General features: G+C 32.1%; 15 protein-coding genes and 1 other annotated feature. Of the genes, 3 read left to right on the top strand and 12 right to left on the bottom strand.

Features of this window, described 5'->3' with window-relative positions:
- Nucleotides 1–2 precede the first annotated feature (2 nt).
- From pheS to JV173_RS04635, 4 genes are all read right to left on the bottom strand, one after another.
- Complete coding sequence (gene pheS, locus JV173_RS04620) at nt 3–1,013, bottom strand: phenylalanine--tRNA ligase subunit alpha (RefSeq protein WP_205735119.1); 1,011 nt, start codon at nt 1,011–1,013, stop codon at nt 3–5.
- A gap of 61 nt (nt 1,014–1,074) precedes the next feature.
- Nucleotides 1,075–1,280: a binding site (T-box leader), on the bottom strand.
- Nucleotides 1,280–2,008 carry a Bax inhibitor-1/YccA family protein gene (locus JV173_RS04625; RefSeq protein ID WP_205735120.1) on the bottom strand — a complete coding sequence of 243 codons (729 nt, stop codon included), beginning with the start codon at nt 2,006–2,008 and terminating at the stop codon, nt 1,280–1,282. Its footprint overlaps the feature before it by 1 nt.
- Nucleotides 2,009–2,109: 101 nt before the next feature.
- Nucleotides 2,110–6,621, bottom strand: a complete 4,512-nt coding sequence (locus JV173_RS04630) for a PolC-type DNA polymerase III (RefSeq protein WP_205735121.1) — start codon at nt 6,619–6,621, stop codon at nt 2,110–2,112.
- A gap of 8 nt (nt 6,622–6,629) precedes the next feature.
- On the bottom strand, nt 6,630–7,397 hold the full coding sequence (locus JV173_RS04635) for a DUF1189 family protein (RefSeq protein ID WP_205735122.1): 768 nt from the start codon (nt 7,395–7,397) through the stop codon (nt 6,630–6,632).
- A 154-nt stretch (nt 7,398–7,551) separates the two neighbouring features.
- Here JV173_RS04635 and mnmL point away from each other — a divergent pair, with 154 nt between their 5' ends.
- On the top strand, nt 7,552–8,496 hold the full coding sequence (gene mnmL, locus JV173_RS04640; RefSeq protein WP_205735123.1) for a tRNA modification radical SAM protein MnmL/YtqA: 945 nt from the start codon (nt 7,552–7,554) through the stop codon (nt 8,494–8,496).
- A complete protein-coding gene (gene mnmM, locus JV173_RS04645; RefSeq protein ID WP_205735124.1) occupies nt 8,474–8,998 on the top strand; it encodes a tRNA 5-(aminomethyl)-2-thiouridylate-methyltransferase MnmM in 525 nt (174 codons plus the stop codon). Before mnmL ends, mnmM begins: the two co-directional genes overlap by 23 nt.
- 26 nt (nt 8,999–9,024) lie before the next feature.
- Here the strand turns inward: mnmM and JV173_RS04650 are convergent, their stop codons facing one another.
- From JV173_RS04650 to acpP, 5 genes are all read right to left on the bottom strand, one after another.
- Nucleotides 9,025–10,422, bottom strand: a complete 1,398-nt coding sequence (locus JV173_RS04650; RefSeq protein ID WP_205735125.1) for a DUF2130 domain-containing protein — start codon at nt 10,420–10,422, stop codon at nt 9,025–9,027.
- Between the two features lie 168 nt (nt 10,423–10,590).
- Nucleotides 10,591–10,995: a hypothetical protein gene (locus JV173_RS04655; protein ID WP_205735126.1), complete on the bottom strand. Its 405-nt coding sequence runs from the start codon at nt 10,993–10,995 to the stop codon at nt 10,591–10,593.
- A gap of 127 nt (nt 10,996–11,122) precedes the next feature.
- A complete protein-coding gene (locus JV173_RS04660) occupies nt 11,123–11,617 on the bottom strand; it encodes a hypothetical protein (protein ID WP_205735127.1) in 495 nt (164 codons plus the stop codon).
- 83 nt (nt 11,618–11,700) lie between these two features.
- On the bottom strand, nt 11,701–14,112 hold the full coding sequence (gene leuS, locus JV173_RS04665) for a leucine--tRNA ligase (protein ID WP_205735128.1): 2,412 nt from the start codon (nt 14,110–14,112) through the stop codon (nt 11,701–11,703).
- A gap of 92 nt (nt 14,113–14,204) precedes the next feature.
- On the bottom strand, nt 14,205–14,438 hold the full coding sequence (gene acpP / locus JV173_RS04670) for an acyl carrier protein (protein WP_205735129.1): 234 nt from the start codon (nt 14,436–14,438) through the stop codon (nt 14,205–14,207).
- Nucleotides 14,439–14,563: 125 nt separating this feature from the next.
- On the opposite strand from acpP, the gene JV173_RS04675 reads away from it, so the two are divergent.
- Nucleotides 14,564–15,487: a lactonase family protein gene (locus JV173_RS04675; RefSeq protein WP_205735130.1), complete on the top strand. Its 924-nt coding sequence runs from the start codon at nt 14,564–14,566 to the stop codon at nt 15,485–15,487.
- A gap of 38 nt (nt 15,488–15,525) precedes the next feature.
- Here JV173_RS04675 and JV173_RS04680 read toward each other — a convergent pair whose 3' ends face one another.
- The 3 genes from JV173_RS04680 to JV173_RS04690 all read right to left on the bottom strand — a co-directional run bounded on the left by JV173_RS04680 (nt 15,526) and on the right by JV173_RS04690 (nt 20,378).
- On the bottom strand, nt 15,526–16,101 hold the full coding sequence (locus tag JV173_RS04680) for an NADPH-dependent FMN reductase (RefSeq protein WP_205735131.1): 576 nt from the start codon (nt 16,099–16,101) through the stop codon (nt 15,526–15,528).
- A gap of 104 nt (nt 16,102–16,205) precedes the next feature.
- On the bottom strand, nt 16,206–17,441 hold the full coding sequence (locus JV173_RS04685; protein ID WP_205735132.1) for an aminopeptidase: 1,236 nt from the start codon (nt 17,439–17,441) through the stop codon (nt 16,206–16,208).
- 3 nt (nt 17,442–17,444) lie between these two features.
- Nucleotides 17,445–20,378: a DNA polymerase III subunit alpha gene (locus JV173_RS04690; RefSeq protein ID WP_205735133.1), complete on the bottom strand. Its 2,934-nt coding sequence runs from the start codon at nt 20,376–20,378 to the stop codon at nt 17,445–17,447.
- Nucleotides 20,379–20,394: the final 16 nt, after the last annotated feature.

A 20,394-nucleotide genomic window follows, 5' to 3' on the forward strand; every position in this document is an offset into this window, starting at 1 on the left:
TTTTATTCTCCCTTGAATTGGTTTAAGAATCTACGGTCATTGGTATAGAAGTTTCTAATATCATCGATACCATATTTAAGAATTGCGATTCTTTCAACACCAATTCCAAATGCAAAACCATTCATCACTTCTGGATTATAGCCACCCATTTTTAAAACATTTGGATGCACCATACCAGCACCTAACACTTCAATCCAACGTTTTGACCCATCTTTTTTAGTGAACATCACATCAACTTCAACTGAAGGCTCTGTGAATGGGAAATACGAAGGACGTAGTCTAATTTCTCTTGCTTCACCAAATAAATGTCTAGCCATACCTAAAAGAACAGCTTTTAGATTAGCAAAGCTAATATTCTCACCAACAACTAAACCTTCACATTGCATGAATTGGTGTGAATGTGTCGCATCATCTGGGTCACGACGGTAAGTTTTACCTGGAGAAATGATTGCAATAGGGTTACCTGCTGCTTGTAACATGAAACGTGCTTGCACTGGTGAAGTATGTGTTCTCATGAGTTCAGTTTCTGTGACATAGAATGAGTCATGCATTTCACGTGCAGGATGACCTTTTGCAAGATTCATCATTTCAAAATTATATAAATCTTGTTCAAGTTCAGGGCCTTCAGCCACATTAAAACCTTGACCAATAAAATAGTCTTCTAAATCTTCAATGACTAAGCTTAATGGATGGATACTAGCTTGTTTAAATTGATAACCTGGTAATGTCACATCAATAGATTCTTTTGCTAATTTAAAATCAAGTTCTTTCGCAAGCACTTCATTTTTAGCATTCGTAATCATTGATTCCATTGCAACTTTAGCATCATTAATCCATTTACCAAAGGTAGGTTTTTCTTCGTTTGGTAATGTTTTAATCAAAGGCATCATTTGAGTAAGTTCACCTGATTTGCCAAGGTATTTAACTCTTATTGCTTCAATTTGATCTAAAGAATTCGTATCTTTAATTTCTGCTTCTAATTGTGAAACTAAAGCTTCAATTTTTTCCTTCATCTTTTTTTCCCTCTTTTGTTTCTAATATTATATAAATAAAAAGTCCTTAAAGTTTTTACACTCTAAGGACGAAAAGTTCGCGGTACCACCTTAGTTCGTAATGAAATTCATTACGCAACTCATTGATCCATAACGGGGATTTTCCGTGAAAGATTTTACCTTTCCACTCCGTAACCGAATTCAAATCACTAGTACTTGCATGCTTTCACCCTTCATGCTCGCTATAAAGTCTATAAGATTTTACTACTGTTACTTCAACGTTTTAATTATTTATTTCTTCCCATCACAAGAACTAAGAATCTAAGAATGTTAACGTAGATCCATATTAATGTTACCATAAATCCTAAAGATGCAACCCATTCTTGATTTTTAGGAAGTCCCATTGCAACAATTCTTTCAGCTCTATCAAAGTCTAAAGTTAACATAAATGCACCTAGAACGATGAACACGATTGAAATGAATAGTGCTAATTCATAGTTTTCAGCAAATGCTTGAACGAATGCGGGATTTGTTAATGATAAGATTGAGATTACTAGTGAACCAATTAAGATTGCGATTAATGAGCCTAAGACAACAGCTCTTAATAAACTTGAACCTCTTAATAATCCAGTCGTATATAAGATTAACATAACTGTGAAGATTGATGCTGTACCAACCATCGCAGTTAAACCGATACCTGGGAAGAAACTATCAAGTAGATAGGTAACTAAACCATAAGTAACGCCTTGACCGACTGCATATAGTATACTCATTGGTGCTGCAATCTTTGGAATGTAGGTCGCTAACAATACCATGACAAATGAGAATAATGCACCACCGATTAGGAAAGCGATTAAAATATTTTCAGGTAAATAGATTGACATGAATCCTGAAACTAATGTAATTGCGAGTAGGATAAATGTTTTTGTAGTTATGCCTGCTTTAGTTGCAGATTCTCCAACAGCGAATGAAGAATTTTTTTCCAAATTGGAGAAAATTGGATTCGAATTTTGCATGTTAAATTTCACCTCTTAAGTTTACTAACGTTATTATACAACATAATAAATTATTTTTAATTTCAAACTATCAATAATGTGTAATTTAAGATAATTGAAAATTATAAATATGCTGCAAATAAACCGCTTTCAATCTCACCTGAGGCCTCTTTTAGGTCCCCAAATGCATTAATTGCTTCTAATCGTTCAAAGACTGTCTTATTCAATTTAGTACGTCTTTGGACATCTTCTTTACTCTTAAATGGTTGTTTATTTCTATTTTCAACAACGTCAATTGCCGCTTGAAGTCCTAAGCCATCAATAGATGTGAATGGTAATCTTAAACCATCTTTTTCCATGACGAATTCGGATGCTTGGCTCTTATTAATATCGACAGGTAAGAACTTAAATCCACGCTTAGTCATCTCAAGTGCGACATATAATGTGATCATTAAGTCTTCATCTTTTGCTTTTAATTCAGTTGAATTTTCAAGTTTAATGATTTTATTTCTAATTGCATTATATCCTGCAACCATTGTGTCATGATCAAATTGAACTGCGCGTTTTGAGAAGAATCCACTATAGAATAATAAAGGTTTATACACTTTAAACCATGCAATACGCATAGCCATGATAACATATGCTGTTGCGTGAGCTTTAGGGAACATGTACTTAATTAATGAAGCACTCCAAATATACCATTCTGGCACTTTATAAGTTTTCATTTCAGCTTCATATTCTTTCCACTTACCTGGATTTTGAGAAGGTTTACCCTTACGAACAAACTCCATTATCTCAAATGATTTAAGTGGCGGCATACCAAAACTAATTAAGTCAACCATGATATCATCACGACAACCGATAATGTCATCAAATGATAATTTACCAAAATTGGTCTTTCCTAGAACTAAATCTTGAGAGTTCTTAAGCCAAACGTCTGTACCATGTGATAAACCTGATATTTTAACGAGTCCGGCAAAACTGTTTGGTTTTGTATCAAATAACATTTGTCTTGTAAAGCCTGTTCCAAATTCTGGAATTGCATATGATGCAACTTCACCATATACTTCTTTATCCTCGAATCCTAAAACTTTAGTGCCTTGGAAAAGTTCATAGATTTTTGGATCATCTACTGGAATATCTTGTGCACGACTAAATGGAAATTCATTTGGATTTTGATAGACATAATCCATTAAGAATTTAATCATCGTAGGATCATCATGACCCAAGATGTCAAGTTTTAATAAATTATCTTCAAATGAGTGGTAATCAAAGTGCGTTGTTTTCCAGTTAGCTGATGTATCATCTGCAGGATATTGAATCGGTGTGACATCATAAATTGTTTTATCTTTTGGTACAACAACAATACCACCAGGGTGTTGACCTGTTGAACGTTTCACACCTTCAATACCTTTAGCTAACCATTCAATATAAGCACTTCGTTTTGTTAAACCTTGATCTTCTAAGTATCCTCTCACATAACCGAATGCATTTCGTTCTGCAACAGTTTGAATTGTACCAGCTCTAAAGGTGAAATTTTCACCTAAAAGTTCACGTACATATTCGTGGGCTTTTGCTTGATAATCCCCAGAGAAGTTAAGGTCGATATCAGGTACTTTATCACCATCAAAACCTAAGAAGGTTTCAAACGGAATATCGTGTCCATCTTTATGGAGTTTAGCCCCACAGTGTGGACAGTTCATCGTTGGTAAGTCATAACCTGATTTTACATGTTTTAATACTTCAATAAATGGCTCTTCATGCGGTTTAACACCAATTTCAAAGATTTCTTCGTCACTCATCTTAAATACTGAGAAGTCACCATTAGGACAACGATAATGCGGTTTTAGTGGATTGACTTCAGTGATATCCATCATGGTTGCAACAAGTGAAGAACCAACAGATCCACGTGAGCCTACTAAGTACCCATCATCTAGTGATTTTTTAACAAGTAAATGAGAGATATAGTAGATTGGGGCGAACTTATTATCAACAATGTTTTTAAGTTCTCTTTCTATACGTGCTTGAACATAAGGATGCATTGGATTGCCATATAATTTATGACCTTTATCATAAACTAGACGTTTGACTTCTTCTGCAATAGATTCAATACCTAATGTATCTCTAAATGCATCATCTTGAATAGAATATAAGTCTTTAGGGAATGGTTGAACAGTATCAATCATTGAATTTAATTTATGGGTATTAGTAACAACAACTTCGTATGCAGTTTCGTTATCTAAATAACTAAACGCATCCAACATTTCTTGGGTTGTTAATAAATGTTGATCTGGTGAAACTTCATAATTAGCAAGTGGATGGAGTCCACCACCTACTGATTTTGTATGTATATAAATTTCTCGATATTTCTTATCTTCAGGATTTAAGTAATGTGCATTAGATGTAGCAATGACTAATTTACCCATTTCTTTTGCAGTTGTTATAATCTTTTTAACAATTGCTTGTAAAACTTCTTTTGCATATGGCCCTAAATCGTGTTCTAAATGTTTGTAAGCTGGAATTGGGTGTACTTCTATATAATCGTAAAATTCAATTGCTTTTCTTAAGGCTTCTTCATTCTTATTTAAAGCACATTCAAAAACTTCACCAAAGTCTGAACCCGAACCAATCAGTATACCTTCACGATATTTATTAAGTGCAGACTTAACAAGTCTTGGTCCATCACTAAAGTGGTCTGTTAATGCATCTGAAACAAGTTTGAATAAGTTTTTATACCCAACTTGATTTTGTGCAAGGATCGTAGCATAGTAAGGAATTGGATGTGGCCATACCATTTCTTCTTCGATTGCAGCATTGATTTCATAATATGTCATAATTTCTTCTTTGTAGAAGTTTTGAAGCATACCAAGGAAAATCTCTGCAGTTGCGTAAGCATCGTAAATCGCTCTATGATGCGCCTCTAAGTTCACTTTAAAGAACTTTGTAACAGCTTTTAAATTAAAGCGTTTTAAATCAGGAATGTTTCCTGAATCATTCTTATAGAATCTTGCATGATTGTTTTCTTTATTTTTAGCATTATAAAAATATCGAGCAATGTTTAATGTATCGATTACTGCAAACTTCTCATGTTTGATACCAAGATCTTTTGCTTTTTCAAAGATGAAATTAGAGTCAAAGGATGCATTGTGTGCAACAAGAACTGAACCCTTAATAAAGTCAAAGAACTTAGGTAAGACAGATTCGATTTTTTCCTGACCCTCTAACATTTCATCTGTAATATTTGTTAAGTTTTTAGTGAGTTCTGAAAGTTTTTCTTCTGGATCAATTAAGACTTCAAAACGATCACCTATCATACCACTTGTTATTTTATATGCTGCAATTTCAATAATCTTATCTCTTGTAACTGATAACCCTGTTGTTTCAATGTCAAAGACTACATATGTTGCTTCTTTTAAATTGAAGTCATGGTCATAATCGGTTGCAATAATAAAATTATCTTCATCAACAAAGTCAAACTCAGCACCGAATATCGGTTTAATGTTTTTACCTTTAACTGCTTTTTTAATGTCAGGGAAGGCATAAACACCATTTCTATCTGTAATTGCAAAAGCTTCATGTCCCCATTTTTCAAGCGTGTTTATATAATCTGTAACATCAGTTACTGCATCCATTGGAGAAGCTTTTGTGTGTATATGGAATTCAATGCGTTTTTCTTTTGCTTTATCCATACGTTCATGTTTTTTAGGACGTTCAATTTGATGTAATGCTTTTGCCATTAATGTAATTTCTTTTTGGAATGTATCAAATTGAGCTTCACCTGAAACTTGAATGATGTCACCGACTTTGATTGATTTTGCAAGTTCAATGTCTTTATCGCCTCTGACAAATCGTTTGACTGTAATCGCATCTTCTTCGTCAGTTAGTGAGAATGTTAAAAGATTAGTATTCTTTAAAACTCTAAATTCAGTTTTAAATACTTCCCCTTCAATCAGGAAGTTTGCATCTCCTTTTTCATTCTTGTATTTATCTAGTAAATATTGTGTTGCTGGAATTTCACTTATAGGCACTGCAAGTGGTGAATGTTTCGTTGTAAAACTTTTCTTTTCTGAGAGTACGATCTCACTTGTATTAACAGCTAATTTTTCTAACGATTCTTGTTGTTCAACAATTGTTCTTTGAACTTGTTCTTGGACAGTTGGTAGTGATTCATTGATTCGTAGATCAAACGAAACACCTAGTCCATGTTTAGCAAATGCTTTTTTAAGTTCAGGAAAATATTTTTTAACTGAAACAGAATCTTTTTCTACAATAATAAAGTATGTATTATTTTCATATTCACAACCGAAGTTTTTAAATACTTGTAACGGTGAAAAAGATTCACTCGCTTTGTGAACAATCATTTCATAATATGGTTTATAGTATTCTTTTAATTGTGCGTTTTTAAAACTAAATTGATAATCGACAAAATTTACAACATTTGGTTTTAAAAAGAAGGATTGTAATTGTTTAATAAAATGACTCATTTGATGTGCACTCATAAGTTCTTCAAACTCAATTGAAAATCTCATCACTTTATCGACCTTTTTTACAGTAACCCCTTTTAATTTTGCTGTTGATAGTGGGTGTGTATTTAATTGTGCTTGGTTTAAAAATACTTCGAATAGATTTGACATAATACCCTCTAAAGAACAACAAATTGAGATAATGCTCTATGCATATAAAATGCAAGTAGTGCAATACCGATATATTGTATGATTTGTAATGCGAACACGATTCCGAAGAATCCAGTGATTGCATAAATAGTTGATGCATAAACTGCAATTTTCATTTTTGGTCCAAACGGAATGCCTTGTTTGGATAGTAAAGTTGCAAGTAAAACCATTAATCCAAGTTCAATTGCGTTCCCAAGGAAATAAAGTCCTGTTTGAACACCAACATGGAGTGCTTTATTATCTTTAACAACATAATTTACTGCTTTAATGAATTTTTCTTGATCTAATGATCCATAATTTTGGAATGAAAAACCTTCTAAGTTAAGCAAATCATAACTATAAGTTTTTTGTCTAAAACCAGAAACAAAATAACTTACACTATCTTCTCCAAAGAAAATTTCGATTTCACCACTTAAAAGCGATGTACCTCTAGATTTTATGCTAACGGTTACCATATCAACAGATAAGCCGCGATCTAAAACATCTGTCTCACCAATTAAAGTCAATTTGCCTTCTTTAATTTCATATGGTACAACAAATGCTTCTTGATAATTGTTTCTAATTGCATTAATTTGATCACCTCGTAAACCTTCAAATTGAAGTTCAACAAGGAGGAAAGGAACGAGTAAAAGAATGACTAATAAAAAAAAGTAAGTCAATACTTTTAGCCATGAATCTTTGAAATATTCAGCCAGCATTCGAGGGTTAACTAACCCTGCTCTAAATCTTTGATACATGTGTCATCTCCTCGTATGGTTATTATAACATGTAACCACCTTCAAGTTAAGGAATTAATTCTGAAAGTAACTTTCATGATTTACAACTAAAACCACAAAAAATCTTTTTCTTTCATATCATTCATGATATGGTAAAATAATAACTGGTGAAAATATGAACTTAATTACTGCAGAGAAACATTATAATACGCTAAACAACTATTATCGACAAAAATTTAATAAAAAGGTCTTTAAAATTGCATTAAATGCAGGTTTTACTTGCCCAAATATTGATGGCACAGTCGCTAGTGGTGGTTGTACGTTTTGTTCATGGATGGGTTCAGGTGATTTTGCTGGTGATAAACACGATCCATTACCTGTTCAATTTGAAAAAATTAAAGAACAAATGCATAAAAAGTGGACTGATGGTTTTTATGTTGCATATTTCCAAGCAAACACAAATACCCACGCACCACTACCTAGATTAAAAGAAATCTATGAAGAAGCAATCGCACTAGATCCAAATATCGTCATGTTATCTATTGGCACACGTCCCGATTCCCTTCCTCAAGATGTTGTTGATTATCTTGGTGAACTTAATACAAGAATGCCAATTCAAGTTGAACTTGGACTTCAAACAATTCATCAAACAACTTCTGATCTAATCAATCGTGCACATGATCTTCCAACATTTGATGATGCAGTAAGAAGGTTAAGAGAGAAAAACTTAGATGTGGTCGTTCATATCATCAATGGTCTACCTGGTGAAACCAGAGAAATGATGTTAGACACCATTAAGCATTTAAATACATTACCAATACAAGGTATTAAAATCCATATGTTACACATTATGGAAAAAACTAAAATGGGTTATCAATATATGAAAAATCCATGGCCAATTTTAACTAAGGAAGAATACGTTGATATCACAGTTGAACAACTTGCTTGGTTAAGAAAAGATATAATTGTTCACCGTCTAACAGGTGATGCCCCAGGTGATATGCTAATTGCACCAGAGTGGACAAGAAAAAAATTCACAGTAACTAATGACATTGATAAAAAAATGAGAAGTCTTAATTTATATCAAGGTGATTATTATGAAAAATATAAAAATAACTGATTTAGCACATGAACTTTTAGAAACTGAAATTACTAAGGATTCAGTCATCGTTGATGCCACTGCCGGTAACGGAAATGACACCAAATTCTTAGCAGAACGTGTAAAACACGTTTATACTTTTGATATTCAAGAATCTGCACTAAATCAAACTAGAACATTAACTAAGGATTTTAAGAACATCACATATATTCATGATACACATGAACACATTTTAAAATATGTACAAAATTTTGATGGTGTCGTCTTCAATTTAGGTTACTTACCTGGCGGTGATAAGAAAATCACAACCATGACCCACTCCACAATTGATACGTTAGAAAAGTTACACAAAAATCAAAAAGGCTTTATTTTAGTTGTTGCATATCCAGGACATCTTGAAGGTTTAAAAGAAACCGTTGCTGTTCAATCCTTCTTAGATAAACATGAAATAAAGTACCGCGTCGTAAAATTCCATCATGAAACAAAAAATGAAGCACCTTTTATCTTCTTTTGGAAGTATTAAGGTGCTTCTTATTTTTTCAGGTTTATTTACTTACCTTTTTCTAACTTTTCAAATGCTTCTTTCATCGTAGGATTATTTCTAGTTAACTTTTTAATCGTTAAATCTTCTGCTTTATTGTTGGCAAGTCTTAAATTGTTTTCAGAAGATAGTAATGCTTCTTTAGTCTTATGTAGATGATCGATTGTTTTATCAATTTCTTCAATTGCTTTAGCAAATCTTTCACTCGCAAGTCTATAATTGTTACCAAACTTAGTTTTAAACTCATTTAAATCATCTTCAAAGTTTGTAATATCAATATTTTGATTCTTTATTTCAACAAGTTGACGTTTAATCTGAACTGAGTTCATTGCTGCATCACGTAAAAGTGTAATCAGTGGAATAAAGAATTGAGGTCTAATCACGTACATCTTTGGATATTTATATGACACATCAACAATACCTTGATTATATAATTCACTATCTTTTTCAAGCAGTGAAACTAAAATTGCATATTCACACTTCTTTTCATTTCTATCTTTATCCAGTTCTTTAAAGAAGTCTTCATTTTTTTGTTTCGTTGCAGTCGTATCCATTTCATTTTTCATCTCAAACATAATTGAAATGATTTCTGTACCGTCATCATCATAATCTCTAAAAATGAAATCACCTTTACTTCCTGATTTTGCATCATTATCTTTTTCAAAATATGCATTCTTAAAAGCTGTTGCGCGAATTCTATTGAATTCAATCTCACAGTGTTGTTCAAGCGTTTCACCAAGCATTTTGGTCGATACTCTAGCTTTTAGATCTTTATAATAATCGCGTTCTGTTTCTAACTCTTTAAGTTTTAAACTGAAATCATTTTTGAGTTTTTGTTCTGCTAGTTTTTTCTCATTATCTGTTTGCGTCAGATTTGAACTCAGTCTTTGGATTTCTAATTGTTTATCGCCTATCAACTTATTCAGTTCTTCAATTTTCTTTTGATATTCTTCATCTTTAGCTTTTTGAGTTTCAAGAGCAATTAATTTACGTTGACTCTCGAGTTGAGTTTGAAGTTTTTCAATTTCAATTTGATACTTTGTCTTTTCATTAACAAATTGTGAGTTGAGTTCTGATTTAATGGTTTTGGCTTCTTCTTCAATTTTTTTATCCAGTGTCTTAACTGTTTCTTCTAATCTTTGTTTTTCTAATTTAATTCTTTCAATCTCTAATTTGTATTTATTTTCAGTTTCATTTACTTTGGCAGTAATTAGAGTCTCTTGTTGAGCTCTTTCTTGATTTAATAGTTCCTTGTACTTTTCATCTTTAGATTGGTTGATTGATTCATTTAAAAAAGATTGATCAACCGATTGAACTTCTCTTAAATCAATGATGTCTCCAACATTCCCTTCTTCATCTAATCTTAAAGTTGTTGGATTGACAATACTAACCTTTAATTTTTTCATAATTTACACCTCAAATGTTTTTCCCACTATAATCTTATTATAGCATCTATTCTGCGCTATTCTGGAATTGAGTAAAATCAACTATCTGACTTTTAATTAAATTTATAAACAATATAAAAAAAGCACCTATTAACTTCTTTAGAAAGTGTTTAGGTGCTTCTATTTTATTTAGTTTAATGTTGAATCTATGTAGTCACAACAAAATTCAACGTAATCACCTGTTTGATAAATATCCGGTAAACCATCTTTGAAATGCTTTTCTAAACTAATTGTAAATCCATTAATGAGAATTAAAGCTTTCTTTGAATCCTTGATGATACCTCTTAATTTATAGTCAAACATGTTATTACCTTTTTCAATCAGATCACTTTTTAAGTTATCTTCATCGACTTTATTTAAACAAATTTCTTCATAGACGTATGCAATCAATGTTTTAACTGCCATACCAACCTCAGGAAATAAATCATTTTTGTGTGGTACACTTTGATTTAAAACATTGAGATGATTTTTACCATCTGTAACAACATAAATTGCATCATGGAAATCATATTTAATAATTGTTTGAATAAACATGCTTCTTCCCCCTTTTTTGAAACAATTCTAGAAAATATTTTCTAGGAACTTAATCATATCGATAAATGCTTTAAGATTCGAACTGTTTCAAATAAGATGCAAAAAAATAAACTTAAATTGCATGAGGTTAGTCTCTAAAAGATTTACCCCAATTAATTTTGTTTTGTTTAAGTTCTATTTGATATCCTAATTCTTTCGTTAACTTTTTATATGTGCTTTTAAAAATACGGATATTAATATAACTACCATTTTTATGTTTGAATGATAATTGTCCACCATCATAGTATTCAATGAAGGGTAGTTTATACCACTTATTTGGCACATAAGAAATACTTTCAATTTTAGATAGTTCAAATGCTTGTGGTTTAACTTTCGTTTGAATCTTTACTTCATTTTCTGTAAATTCAACTGTATCTTTTTTGAATACATAAAGTAATGGTAACCCAAAAATTGGAATGAGCAAGACGATGATTCCAACAATTGAGACAGCTAATTTTAAGAGTTCTAAATCTTCGATGAAATAAGTTGTAAAAAGGGGAATTAAGATTAAGAATATTAAATCCACGATATAAAGGTAATAAAATGATTCAATTAAGTTGTATTTGATGATGAGTTTTTTCATAATGTATTTCTTTCTATATGTTATATCTTTATTATAATTTAGTTTTTAAGAAAAAGGGGATAACTTCCGTTATCCTCTTTCAATTATTTAGCAACAATATTTACTAACTTATTAGGAACAACAATCATCTTCATGATTTCAAGTCCTTCTAAGTGTTTCTTAACATTCTCACTGTTTAATGCAAGTTCTTTTAAATCAACTTCTGCAAGGTCTCTTGAGACAGTCATCTTCGCACGAAGTTTACCGTTTACTTGAACAACAACTTCAACTTCATTGACAACCAAGAATGCTTCATCATATTTTGGCCATTCAGAATAAATGAGTTCTTCATGATGATTTAATACGGTTTGATTTATCTCTTCTGTAATATGTGGAGCAATTGGATTTAATAGTTTTAAGAATCCTCTTGCTTGGTTTTTACCAATCTTTTGAACTTTAAAAACTTCGTTAACAAAAATCATCATTTGTGCAATTGCAGTATTAAATGCTAGTTTTTCATAGTCATCTGTTACTTTCTTAACTGTTTGATGATAGATTGTTTCTAATTCTTTTACATTTTCATTATAAATATCAAAATCAAACATACGCCATACACGTTCTAAGAAACGCTTAGAACCATCTAGACCGTCATCACTCCAAGGTTTTTCAGCTTCAAGTGGTCCCATGAACATTTCAAATACACGAAGTGTATCTGCACCATGAGATAAGAAAATATCATCAGGTGATTTTGTATTACCTTTTGACTTACTCATCTTAGAATGGTCTTCACCAAGAATCATACCTTGGTTAACTAATTTTTGGAATGGTTCCTTACTTGAAACAAATCCTAAATCATAGAATACTTTATGCCAGAATCTAGCATAGAGTAAATGACCAACAGCATGTTCAGTTCCACCAACATAAAGATCAACTGGTAAGAATTGATCAAGTACTTGTTTAGCTTCTTCGGAATCCAGTGGAATATAACCTAAATGATTTTTAAGTAGATATCCAATATAGTACCAACTTGAACCTGCAAGTTGTGGCATGGTGTTGGTATCTCTTCGATACTTCTTACCATCTTTTGTAAAGTTTACCCAATCGGTTGCATTTGCAAGTGGTGATTCACCTGTTCCTGATGGTTTAATATATTCAAGATATGGTAGTTCAAGTGGCAGTTCTTCATCTGGAACAAGGTATGTATTACCTTCTTGGTCATAGTAAACTGGGAATGGTTCACCCCAATAACGTTGACGTGAAAATACCCAATCACGAAGTTTATATGTATGATGACCATAACCAATACCACGGTTCTCAAGATATGAGATCATCTTAGCTTTCGCTTCATCATTATTTAAGCCATCTAAAATACCTGAATGATGATGAATACCATCACCTTCATAAGCACCATCAGTGCCACCTTTAATGACTTCAATAATTTCTAGACCATACTTCATTGCGAATTCATAGTCTCTTGCATCATGTGCAGGAACCGCCATGACTGCTCCTGTACCATAACTCATTAAGACATAGTCACCAATCCAAATTGGAATAAGTTTTCCAGTAATTGGATGTTTTGCGTAAGCACCTGTGAAAACACCAGTCTTTGTTTTATCAGCAATTCTGTCTAAGTCTGTTTTTGATTTTGTTTGAGCAATATATTTTTTAACATCATCAATTTCATCTTCAGTTGTAATTTCAAGTACTAAAGGATGCTCAGGTGAAAGCACTGCATAAGTCACACCGTATAGTGTGTCAGGTCTTGTTGTAAAGACTGTAAATTTAGAATTGCTACCAGCAAGTTCAAAGTCAATCATTGCTCCACTAGATTTTCCAATCCAGTTTCTTTGCATTTCCTTTAAGTTTTCTGGCCAATCTACTAATTCTAAATCTTGTAATAATCTTTCAGCATATTCAGTAATTCTTAAAACCCATTGACGCATTGGTTTTTTAATAACTGGGAAGTGTCCACGTTCTGAAACCATTTGTCCATCGATGATTTCAATTTCATCGTTAGCAAGTACCGTACCTAAACCTTCACACCAGTTAACTTCAACGTCTTTTAAAACTGCAAGTCCTCTTTCATAGAGTTTCTTAAAAATCCATTGTGTCCAACGGTAATATTCAGGGTCTGATGTTGCAAGTTCTCTATCCCAGTCAACACCTTTACCCATTTCAATAATTTGTCTTTTAAAGTTTTTAATATTTTGATAAGTAAAACTCTTTGGATCTTTTCCAGTTGCAAGTGCATATTGTTCAGCAGGTAAACCAAAAGCGTCCCATCCCATAGGACTGAATACATTGTAACCTTGCATTCTTTTGAATCTTGAAACAATATCTGTTGCAGAATATCCTTCGACATGACCAACATGTAACCCAGAAGAAGATGGATATGGGAACATATCTAAAACATAGTATTTAGGTTGAAAACTGTTTGTTTTTGTTTTAAATAATTTTAAATCAACCCAATGTTTTTGCCATTTCTTTTCAATTGTTTGGTAGTCATAATTTCTCATTTTAATACCTTCTTCCATTGCTATCTATTATATTTGAAAATATAATATAATTCAATGCAAAAAAAACCCCCAAATGATTGGGGATGTTTTTTTTATTTGTTAGTTTCGATGTATGACACTAAATCGTTAACAGTTTTAATGTTTTGTAGAACTTCATCAGAAATTTCGATTGAGAACGCGTCTTCTACAGTCATGATTAATTCTACTGCATCAATTGAGTCTGCTCCAAGATCTTCTACTAATCTTGCTTCAGGAGTAACTAGAGACTCTTCAACTGCTAATTCATCTACGATTAGCTGTTTAACTTTGTCGTATACTGCTGCCATGATAACCTCCTACAGTTCTAGCATTTTTCGTACCACTACATTATATCATACTTTATTTTTTGTTGAAGTGTAATGAAATGCTCTCTATAAGATGATATAATAGATAAAGAAAGTTGAGGGTATATATGAAATTTTTAGTCGGCACATATACAAAAAATCAATCAGAAGGTATTTACTTAGTTGAGGACGATAAAGTTTCACTTTACAATCGTTTATTTAATCCAACTTATTTTGCATTAGGTGAAGGACACTTATTCACACTTGCAAGAGGTGGTATTGAAATTTATCAAAATAATATGTTAGTTTATGAAGACCATAGTGAGGCACACAGTCCTGCACATATTTGGTTTGAACCAACGCTCAATATGATTTTTACTGCAAATTATCATGTCGGTCAAATGTCAAGTTATCGCTTTGATGGATCAAACACTAAAAAACTTCAAACAATCATTTATCCTACAGGTTCACATGCACATCAAGTTTACTATTCTTCTTTATTATCAACATTATTTGTTGTTGACTTAGGTTTAGATACAATCTTTACTTATGAGATTGATCAAAATGGAAAACTTGTTTCTAAGAAAGATTTAACCTTACATAAAGGTGTTGGACCTAGACACTTAGTTGTCAGTGACAAAGGTTTTGTTTATTGCTTAACCGAATATTCTCATGAAATTTATGTTTATAATGAAAAGTTAGAATTTGTTAAGAAGTTTGGTACAATCGATAAACAATTTGCAGGTATTTCATCTGCAGCTATTAGATTAACACATGATGGACGTCACTTATACGTATCAAATCGTGGTTATGATGCAATCACACACTATCTAGTTCAACCAGACGGACTACTTAAACAACAAAAAATTTACAATACACAAGGTAAGCATCCAAGAGACTTCAATTTATCACTTGATGAATCCCATATCGTTGTTGGTAATATGCATTCAAACAATGTTTCAATTTTCTCAAGAAATACTGACACAGGTGAATTAAAGTTTGTGAAACATATCAACGTACCAGAACCAAGTTGCATCGTATTTATTCCATAAAAAAATCCTCAGAAATGAGGATTATTTTTTTATCTAATTTAGATTTTACCTTCGCGAACAAGTTTTAAAGCTTTAGCCCATGAAGTAACTTGGTTAAAGATTGCAACCACTTCTGGATTGTGCCATGCACCTGGTGCAAATTTAGCATCTTCTTTACCGAAGTTGACATAGTCAGTTGTAAAACTGATATGAATTGCTTGAGAAACAATTGCTAAACCTTGGAAAGTCATTTGTTCTTTAACACCTGCAATTGCACGTGTCGCACCCATCCAACCATATCCAACAAATGCCATAGCTTTGTTAGCAACTTCTGGTTTTAAGAATTGGAAAGCATTTGTTAATGTACCTGGTACAACATGGTTATATTCAGGTGTTACCACAACATAACCATCGAATGATGCCATATCAGCTGACCATTTACCAATTGCAGCCATTTGGCTTTCATTTGGTTTAGCACCTAAATGAGGTAAATCATAAGATTTAAGGTCAATTAATTCATAAGTAACATCTTGATCATTTCTTAAATTTGCTTGTTCTAATACCCAATTTGCTACTGCGGCTCCGTTACGACCTTCTCTAATTGAGCCTAATAAAATACCAATACGAATAGACATAATCTGATCTCCTTTAAACTGTTGTCTTTTCAAACTATGACTATGATATTACGAATTCGAAATATTATCAAGGGTAAAGCACAAAAAAGGAAGCTTACGCTCCCTTATATTGCAAAATTCCCATTTTTGAACACAATCACTTCAGTTCCATCTTGTTTTTTACCAACAATTTGCATGTCAGCAGAACCGAACATAAAGTCAACGTGAACTAAAGAGTTGTTGTAACCTTTCTTTTCAAGTTCAGCGATTGGTGTGTCATTACCATTCTTAATATTCATAGGATATGCACGTCCAAGTGCCATATGGCAACTTGCATTTTCATCATATAAAGTATTTAAGAATAAGATATTCATATTTGAAATTGGTGAATCATGACCGATTAATGCAATTTCACCAATTGATCTTGCATTATAATCAAAATCTAAAATTGATTGTAAAGCTTCTTTTTCATATTTAGCATCAAAATCAACGACACGACCATCTTTGAATTCTAACCAGAAGTCTTTAATAATCTTACCTTGATAAGCAAGTGGTTTAGTTGCTACAACTTTACCTTGAGTACCAAATTTATATGGCATAGTAAATGACTCTTCAGTTGGAATGTTTGGATTAAATAATGCACCATTTCCTGCATGCTCTGCACCACCAGCCCAAACGTGATCTTGAATTAATTCAACAACTAGGTCAGTTCCAAGTGAGTTTGTGAAGTGTAATGATTTGAAGTTTGCATCATTTAAGATTTTGTTTTGTCTTGCTAAATTCGCATTGTGTTCTTTCCAAACTTCTACTGGATCAGTTTCATGGTTAACACGTGTCGCTTTAAAGATTGCATCCCAAAGTTTTTCTTCAGCAACTGCTTCATCTAAATCAGGAAATAATTCTTTTGCCCATGCTTTATTTGATGCAGCAACGATTGTCCATTGAGTTTTATTACCCATAGTGTGTTCTCTGAAAAATTGGATTGCTTTTGTCATTGTTGAAACAACTGTTTGCATTTTAGATGAATCCACACCAGCAAGTGCATGAGGCACTGGTGAAACGATCGAAATGAAACAAGCACCTTGTTCCACAAAGTATTTATATTGTGCAACATTCCATTCTGGGAACTCTGCTAAATCTTCTGTTTTAGCATAGTCATAACCATAACGGCTTACTTTTTCATCTGTCCAAATAAAGTAAACACGCTTTGCACCAGCTTTATAAGCTTCTTTAGCAACTGCTCTTGATAATTCAACTGCTTCTGTAGTTGTTCTTAATACAACGATTTGTCCTGGTTGTACATTGACACCAGTTTTTACTGCAAGTCTTGCATATTTTTCTAATAGTAATTGATTTGGCATATTTTACACCTTAACTTTCTTCATATTTCTAATTATTACGCCTTTATCATCCTTGTCCCCTTCAATCAGGAGATAAGTTTCATTTAATAAATCTTGATACTTTGTAAAAGTACTTGGGAATATTGTACCACTAAAACGTGCACCATCGTCAAAATCTACGAATGCCATTTGCTGATTTTGCTTGGTTTTAATGATTCTAACCTTAAGTACCTTTGCAATTGTGTTAATTTTAGCATCTTTCAAGTCACGTTCTTTAATATCATATTTCTTCTTTAACTTATTTAATGTGCCATTATCGGTATACGTTAAATTAAAACCTAATACTTCAAGTTCTTGATCTTTTAATGTTTCAAACGGTAATTCATCAAGTTCAACCTCTTTAAAATCAGATAAGAAGTTTTCAAATCCTGATTGATCTAGATTACTATTTTCAAGCATCGATGCATGGTTTAAACCAAATACATCAAGTGCACCAGATTTGATAAGTTGGGCCAGTGACTTTTGGTTTAAAACATCTTTGAGTCTATTTTTAAAATCACGATAATCTTTAAATGGTGATTTTTCTCTTTCTGATAGAATACCTGAAATGATTTGTTGTCCAACACCTTTAATAATTGTAAGTGGTAGAATGACACCATCTTTATAGGCATCAAAATCCGTACCTGAGATTTCAATATTTGGTGGATAAATTTCAATATGTTTGTTTGAAAGTTCTCTTAAGTAACTATCCACTAAATCTTTATTGGAAACAACTGAGGTCATTAAGACTGACATAAACGTTTTATAATAATGTGTTTTTAAATATGCCATTTGATATGCAAGTAAAGCATATGCAACTGAGTGGCTTCTGTTAAATCCATAGTCTTTAAATCGTTCAATGTATTCATATATTTTTAAAGTTGTTTGTTCATTTCGTCCATTCGTAAGTGAACGATCAATAAATCTTTGTTTCTCATTTTTTAAGATTTCTTCATCTTTTTTTGCAATCCCACGTCTTAATAGGTCAGCTTCACTTAATGAAAAACCTGCAAAGACTTGTGCGATTTTCATAATCTGTTCTTGATATACGATAATCCCAAAAGTTGGTCTTAAAATTTCATCAATTGATGGGTCAATTGAATCAAAAGTCCCTTGGTGACGACGTTTTATGTAGGTATCAATAAAATCGAGTGGTCCTGGTCTAAAGAGTGCGAGTATGGCAACCAAATCTTCAAAATGTTCAGGTTTTAGTTTGCCGATTACATTTCTCATACCAGGAGATTCTAATTGGAAGATACCTGTTGTATCCACACGTCTCAAGGTTTCAAACGTTGCTTGATCGTCTAGTGGGATTTCATTTAATTTTATTTTCCCATCTTCCTTTTTAATGACTTCTTCAATAATACTTAAATTCCTTAGTCCTAAGAAGTCAATTTTCAAGAAGCCTAGTGACTCAAGATCAGATGCTTCTAACTGACTTTGAAGCATATCATGTGGACCTTCTTGAAGTGGTACATATTTGGTTAAATCTTGTTTAGATAGAATAATACCTGCTGCATGAGTACCTGTTTGACGCGGTAACCCTTCTAACTTTTCTGCAACGCGTTTAAGTTCAACCGCTTCTAAATCACTTGAATCTAATTTATTTGATTCAATGCTTTTAATAATCGCACTTACCCTTGTGGGGTCAAGTTTCATAATGCGACCCACATCACGAATAGATGATTTAAATGCGAATGTTGTAAATGTAGAGATTGAAACAACATGATTTTTTCCATATTTATTTTTGACGTATTCAATCACTAAATCTCTCTTATTATCCGGAAAATCTAAATCAATATCCGGCATTGTTTGACGTTCTTTGTTTAAGAAACGTTCAAACAATAAATCATATTTAATTGGATCAACATCCGTAATACCCAGTGAGTATGCAACTAAACTACCTGCAGCACTACCACGTCCTGGTCCAACTAAAATATCATTTTGTTTGGCAAATCTAACAAAATCATAAACAATTAAGAAATAATCAGGATAACCCATTTGAATGATGACTGAAAGTTCTTCCTTTAATCGTTCATGGTAAATTTTTGTATCTTTAATTTGATTTTGAATAAGCCTACGTTCTAAGCCTTTAGTTGCGAGTGCTTCTAAATAATCTTTACTAGGAACGCCTTCTTTTGTAGGAAAGATTGGCATATCAAATCTTTGTTCTAAATACGTATATTTAACTTCTTTGAAAGTTTCTTCTAAGTTTTTAAAGATGTCTTTATAAGGTTTAAACATTAAAATCAATTCATCTTTAGACTTAAAAGACATATCAAGATCATATGTTTCATTTGTTTTAGATTCAATTTCTTTTAAAACTTCAAAAGTTATTTTTTCATCTTTACTAAAATAAGTTGTTTGATGAAGAGGTAGAGTTTTTATATTAAGCTCTTTTGCAAACTTATAAAACATAGGTGAAACTTCATTGATTAACATTTCATTTTGAAGTGATAAACCTATGTAAAATTCATTTAAATTTGATTTAAAATCCATGATTAATTTAAACGCTAAATCTTTTGAATAGTCTTCATTTATAAATATCTTTTGATTGGTTGGAAAAACAACCATTAATCGCTTTAGTAAAGGTTCTAATGCACTATACGCTTTAACGCTAGTAGCCTTATAACTACTACTTAATTCAATTAATGTTTCTAATCCTTTATCATTTTTTGCATAGACTAAAAAGTCTAGATTTAACCCTTCATATTCAAGGTTCAGTTTTAATCCTAATATAGGTTTAATTTTATTTTTAGCTGCAAGTTTTAAAAATTTATACATACCATGCAAATTACCTTCATCTGTTAAAGGTATAATGTCGTAATTTGATGATTTTGCATGGTGAAATAACGCTTCTAGTTGAAGTGTAGAATGTAACATACTATATTCACTTTGAAGATATAATACGCCAAACATTTTTCTCACCTTACTT

This window comes from Acholeplasma equirhinis, assembly GCF_017052655.1.
Lineage (GTDB): Bacteria > Bacillota_I > Bacilli_A > Acholeplasmatales > Acholeplasmataceae > Acholeplasma > Acholeplasma equirhinis.

What these genes read in the sequence shown, in the direction of transcription:
- pheS (WP_205735119.1), bottom strand. Translation starts at nt 1,013, where the DNA reads ATGAAGGAAAAAATTGAAGCTTTAGTTTCACAATTAGAAGCAGAAATT.
- JV173_RS04625 (WP_205735120.1), bottom strand. Translation starts at nt 2,008, where the DNA reads ATGCAAAATTCGAATCCAATTTTCTCCAATTTGGAAAAAAATTCTTCA.
- JV173_RS04630 (WP_205735121.1), bottom strand. Translation starts at nt 6,621, where the DNA reads ATGTCAAATCTATTCGAAGTATTTTTAAACCAAGCACAATTAAATACA.
- JV173_RS04635 (WP_205735122.1), bottom strand. Translation starts at nt 7,397, where the DNA reads ATGTATCAAAGATTTAGAGCAGGGTTAGTTAACCCTCGAATGCTGGCT.
- mnmL (WP_205735123.1), top strand. Translation starts at nt 7,552, where the DNA reads ATGAACTTAATTACTGCAGAGAAACATTATAATACGCTAAACAACTAT.
- mnmM (WP_205735124.1), top strand. Translation starts at nt 8,474, where the DNA reads ATGAAAAATATAAAAATAACTGATTTAGCACATGAACTTTTAGAAACT.
- JV173_RS04650 (WP_205735125.1), bottom strand. Translation starts at nt 10,422, where the DNA reads ATGAAAAAATTAAAGGTTAGTATTGTCAATCCAACAACTTTAAGATTA.
- JV173_RS04655 (WP_205735126.1), bottom strand. Translation starts at nt 10,995, where the DNA reads ATGTTTATTCAAACAATTATTAAATATGATTTCCATGATGCAATTTAT.
- JV173_RS04660 (WP_205735127.1), bottom strand. Translation starts at nt 11,617, where the DNA reads ATGAAAAAACTCATCATCAAATACAACTTAATTGAATCATTTTATTAC.
- leuS (WP_205735128.1), bottom strand. Translation starts at nt 14,112, where the DNA reads ATGAGAAATTATGACTACCAAACAATTGAAAAGAAATGGCAAAAACAT.
- acpP (WP_205735129.1), bottom strand. Translation starts at nt 14,438, where the DNA reads ATGGCAGCAGTATACGACAAAGTTAAACAGCTAATCGTAGATGAATTA.
- JV173_RS04675 (WP_205735130.1), top strand. Translation starts at nt 14,564, where the DNA reads ATGAAATTTTTAGTCGGCACATATACAAAAAATCAATCAGAAGGTATT.
- JV173_RS04680 (WP_205735131.1), bottom strand. Translation starts at nt 16,101, where the DNA reads ATGTCTATTCGTATTGGTATTTTATTAGGCTCAATTAGAGAAGGTCGT.
- JV173_RS04685 (WP_205735132.1), bottom strand. Translation starts at nt 17,441, where the DNA reads ATGCCAAATCAATTACTATTAGAAAAATATGCAAGACTTGCAGTAAAA.
- JV173_RS04690 (WP_205735133.1), bottom strand. Translation starts at nt 20,378, where the DNA reads ATGTTTGGCGTATTATATCTTCAAAGTGAATATAGTATGTTACATTCT.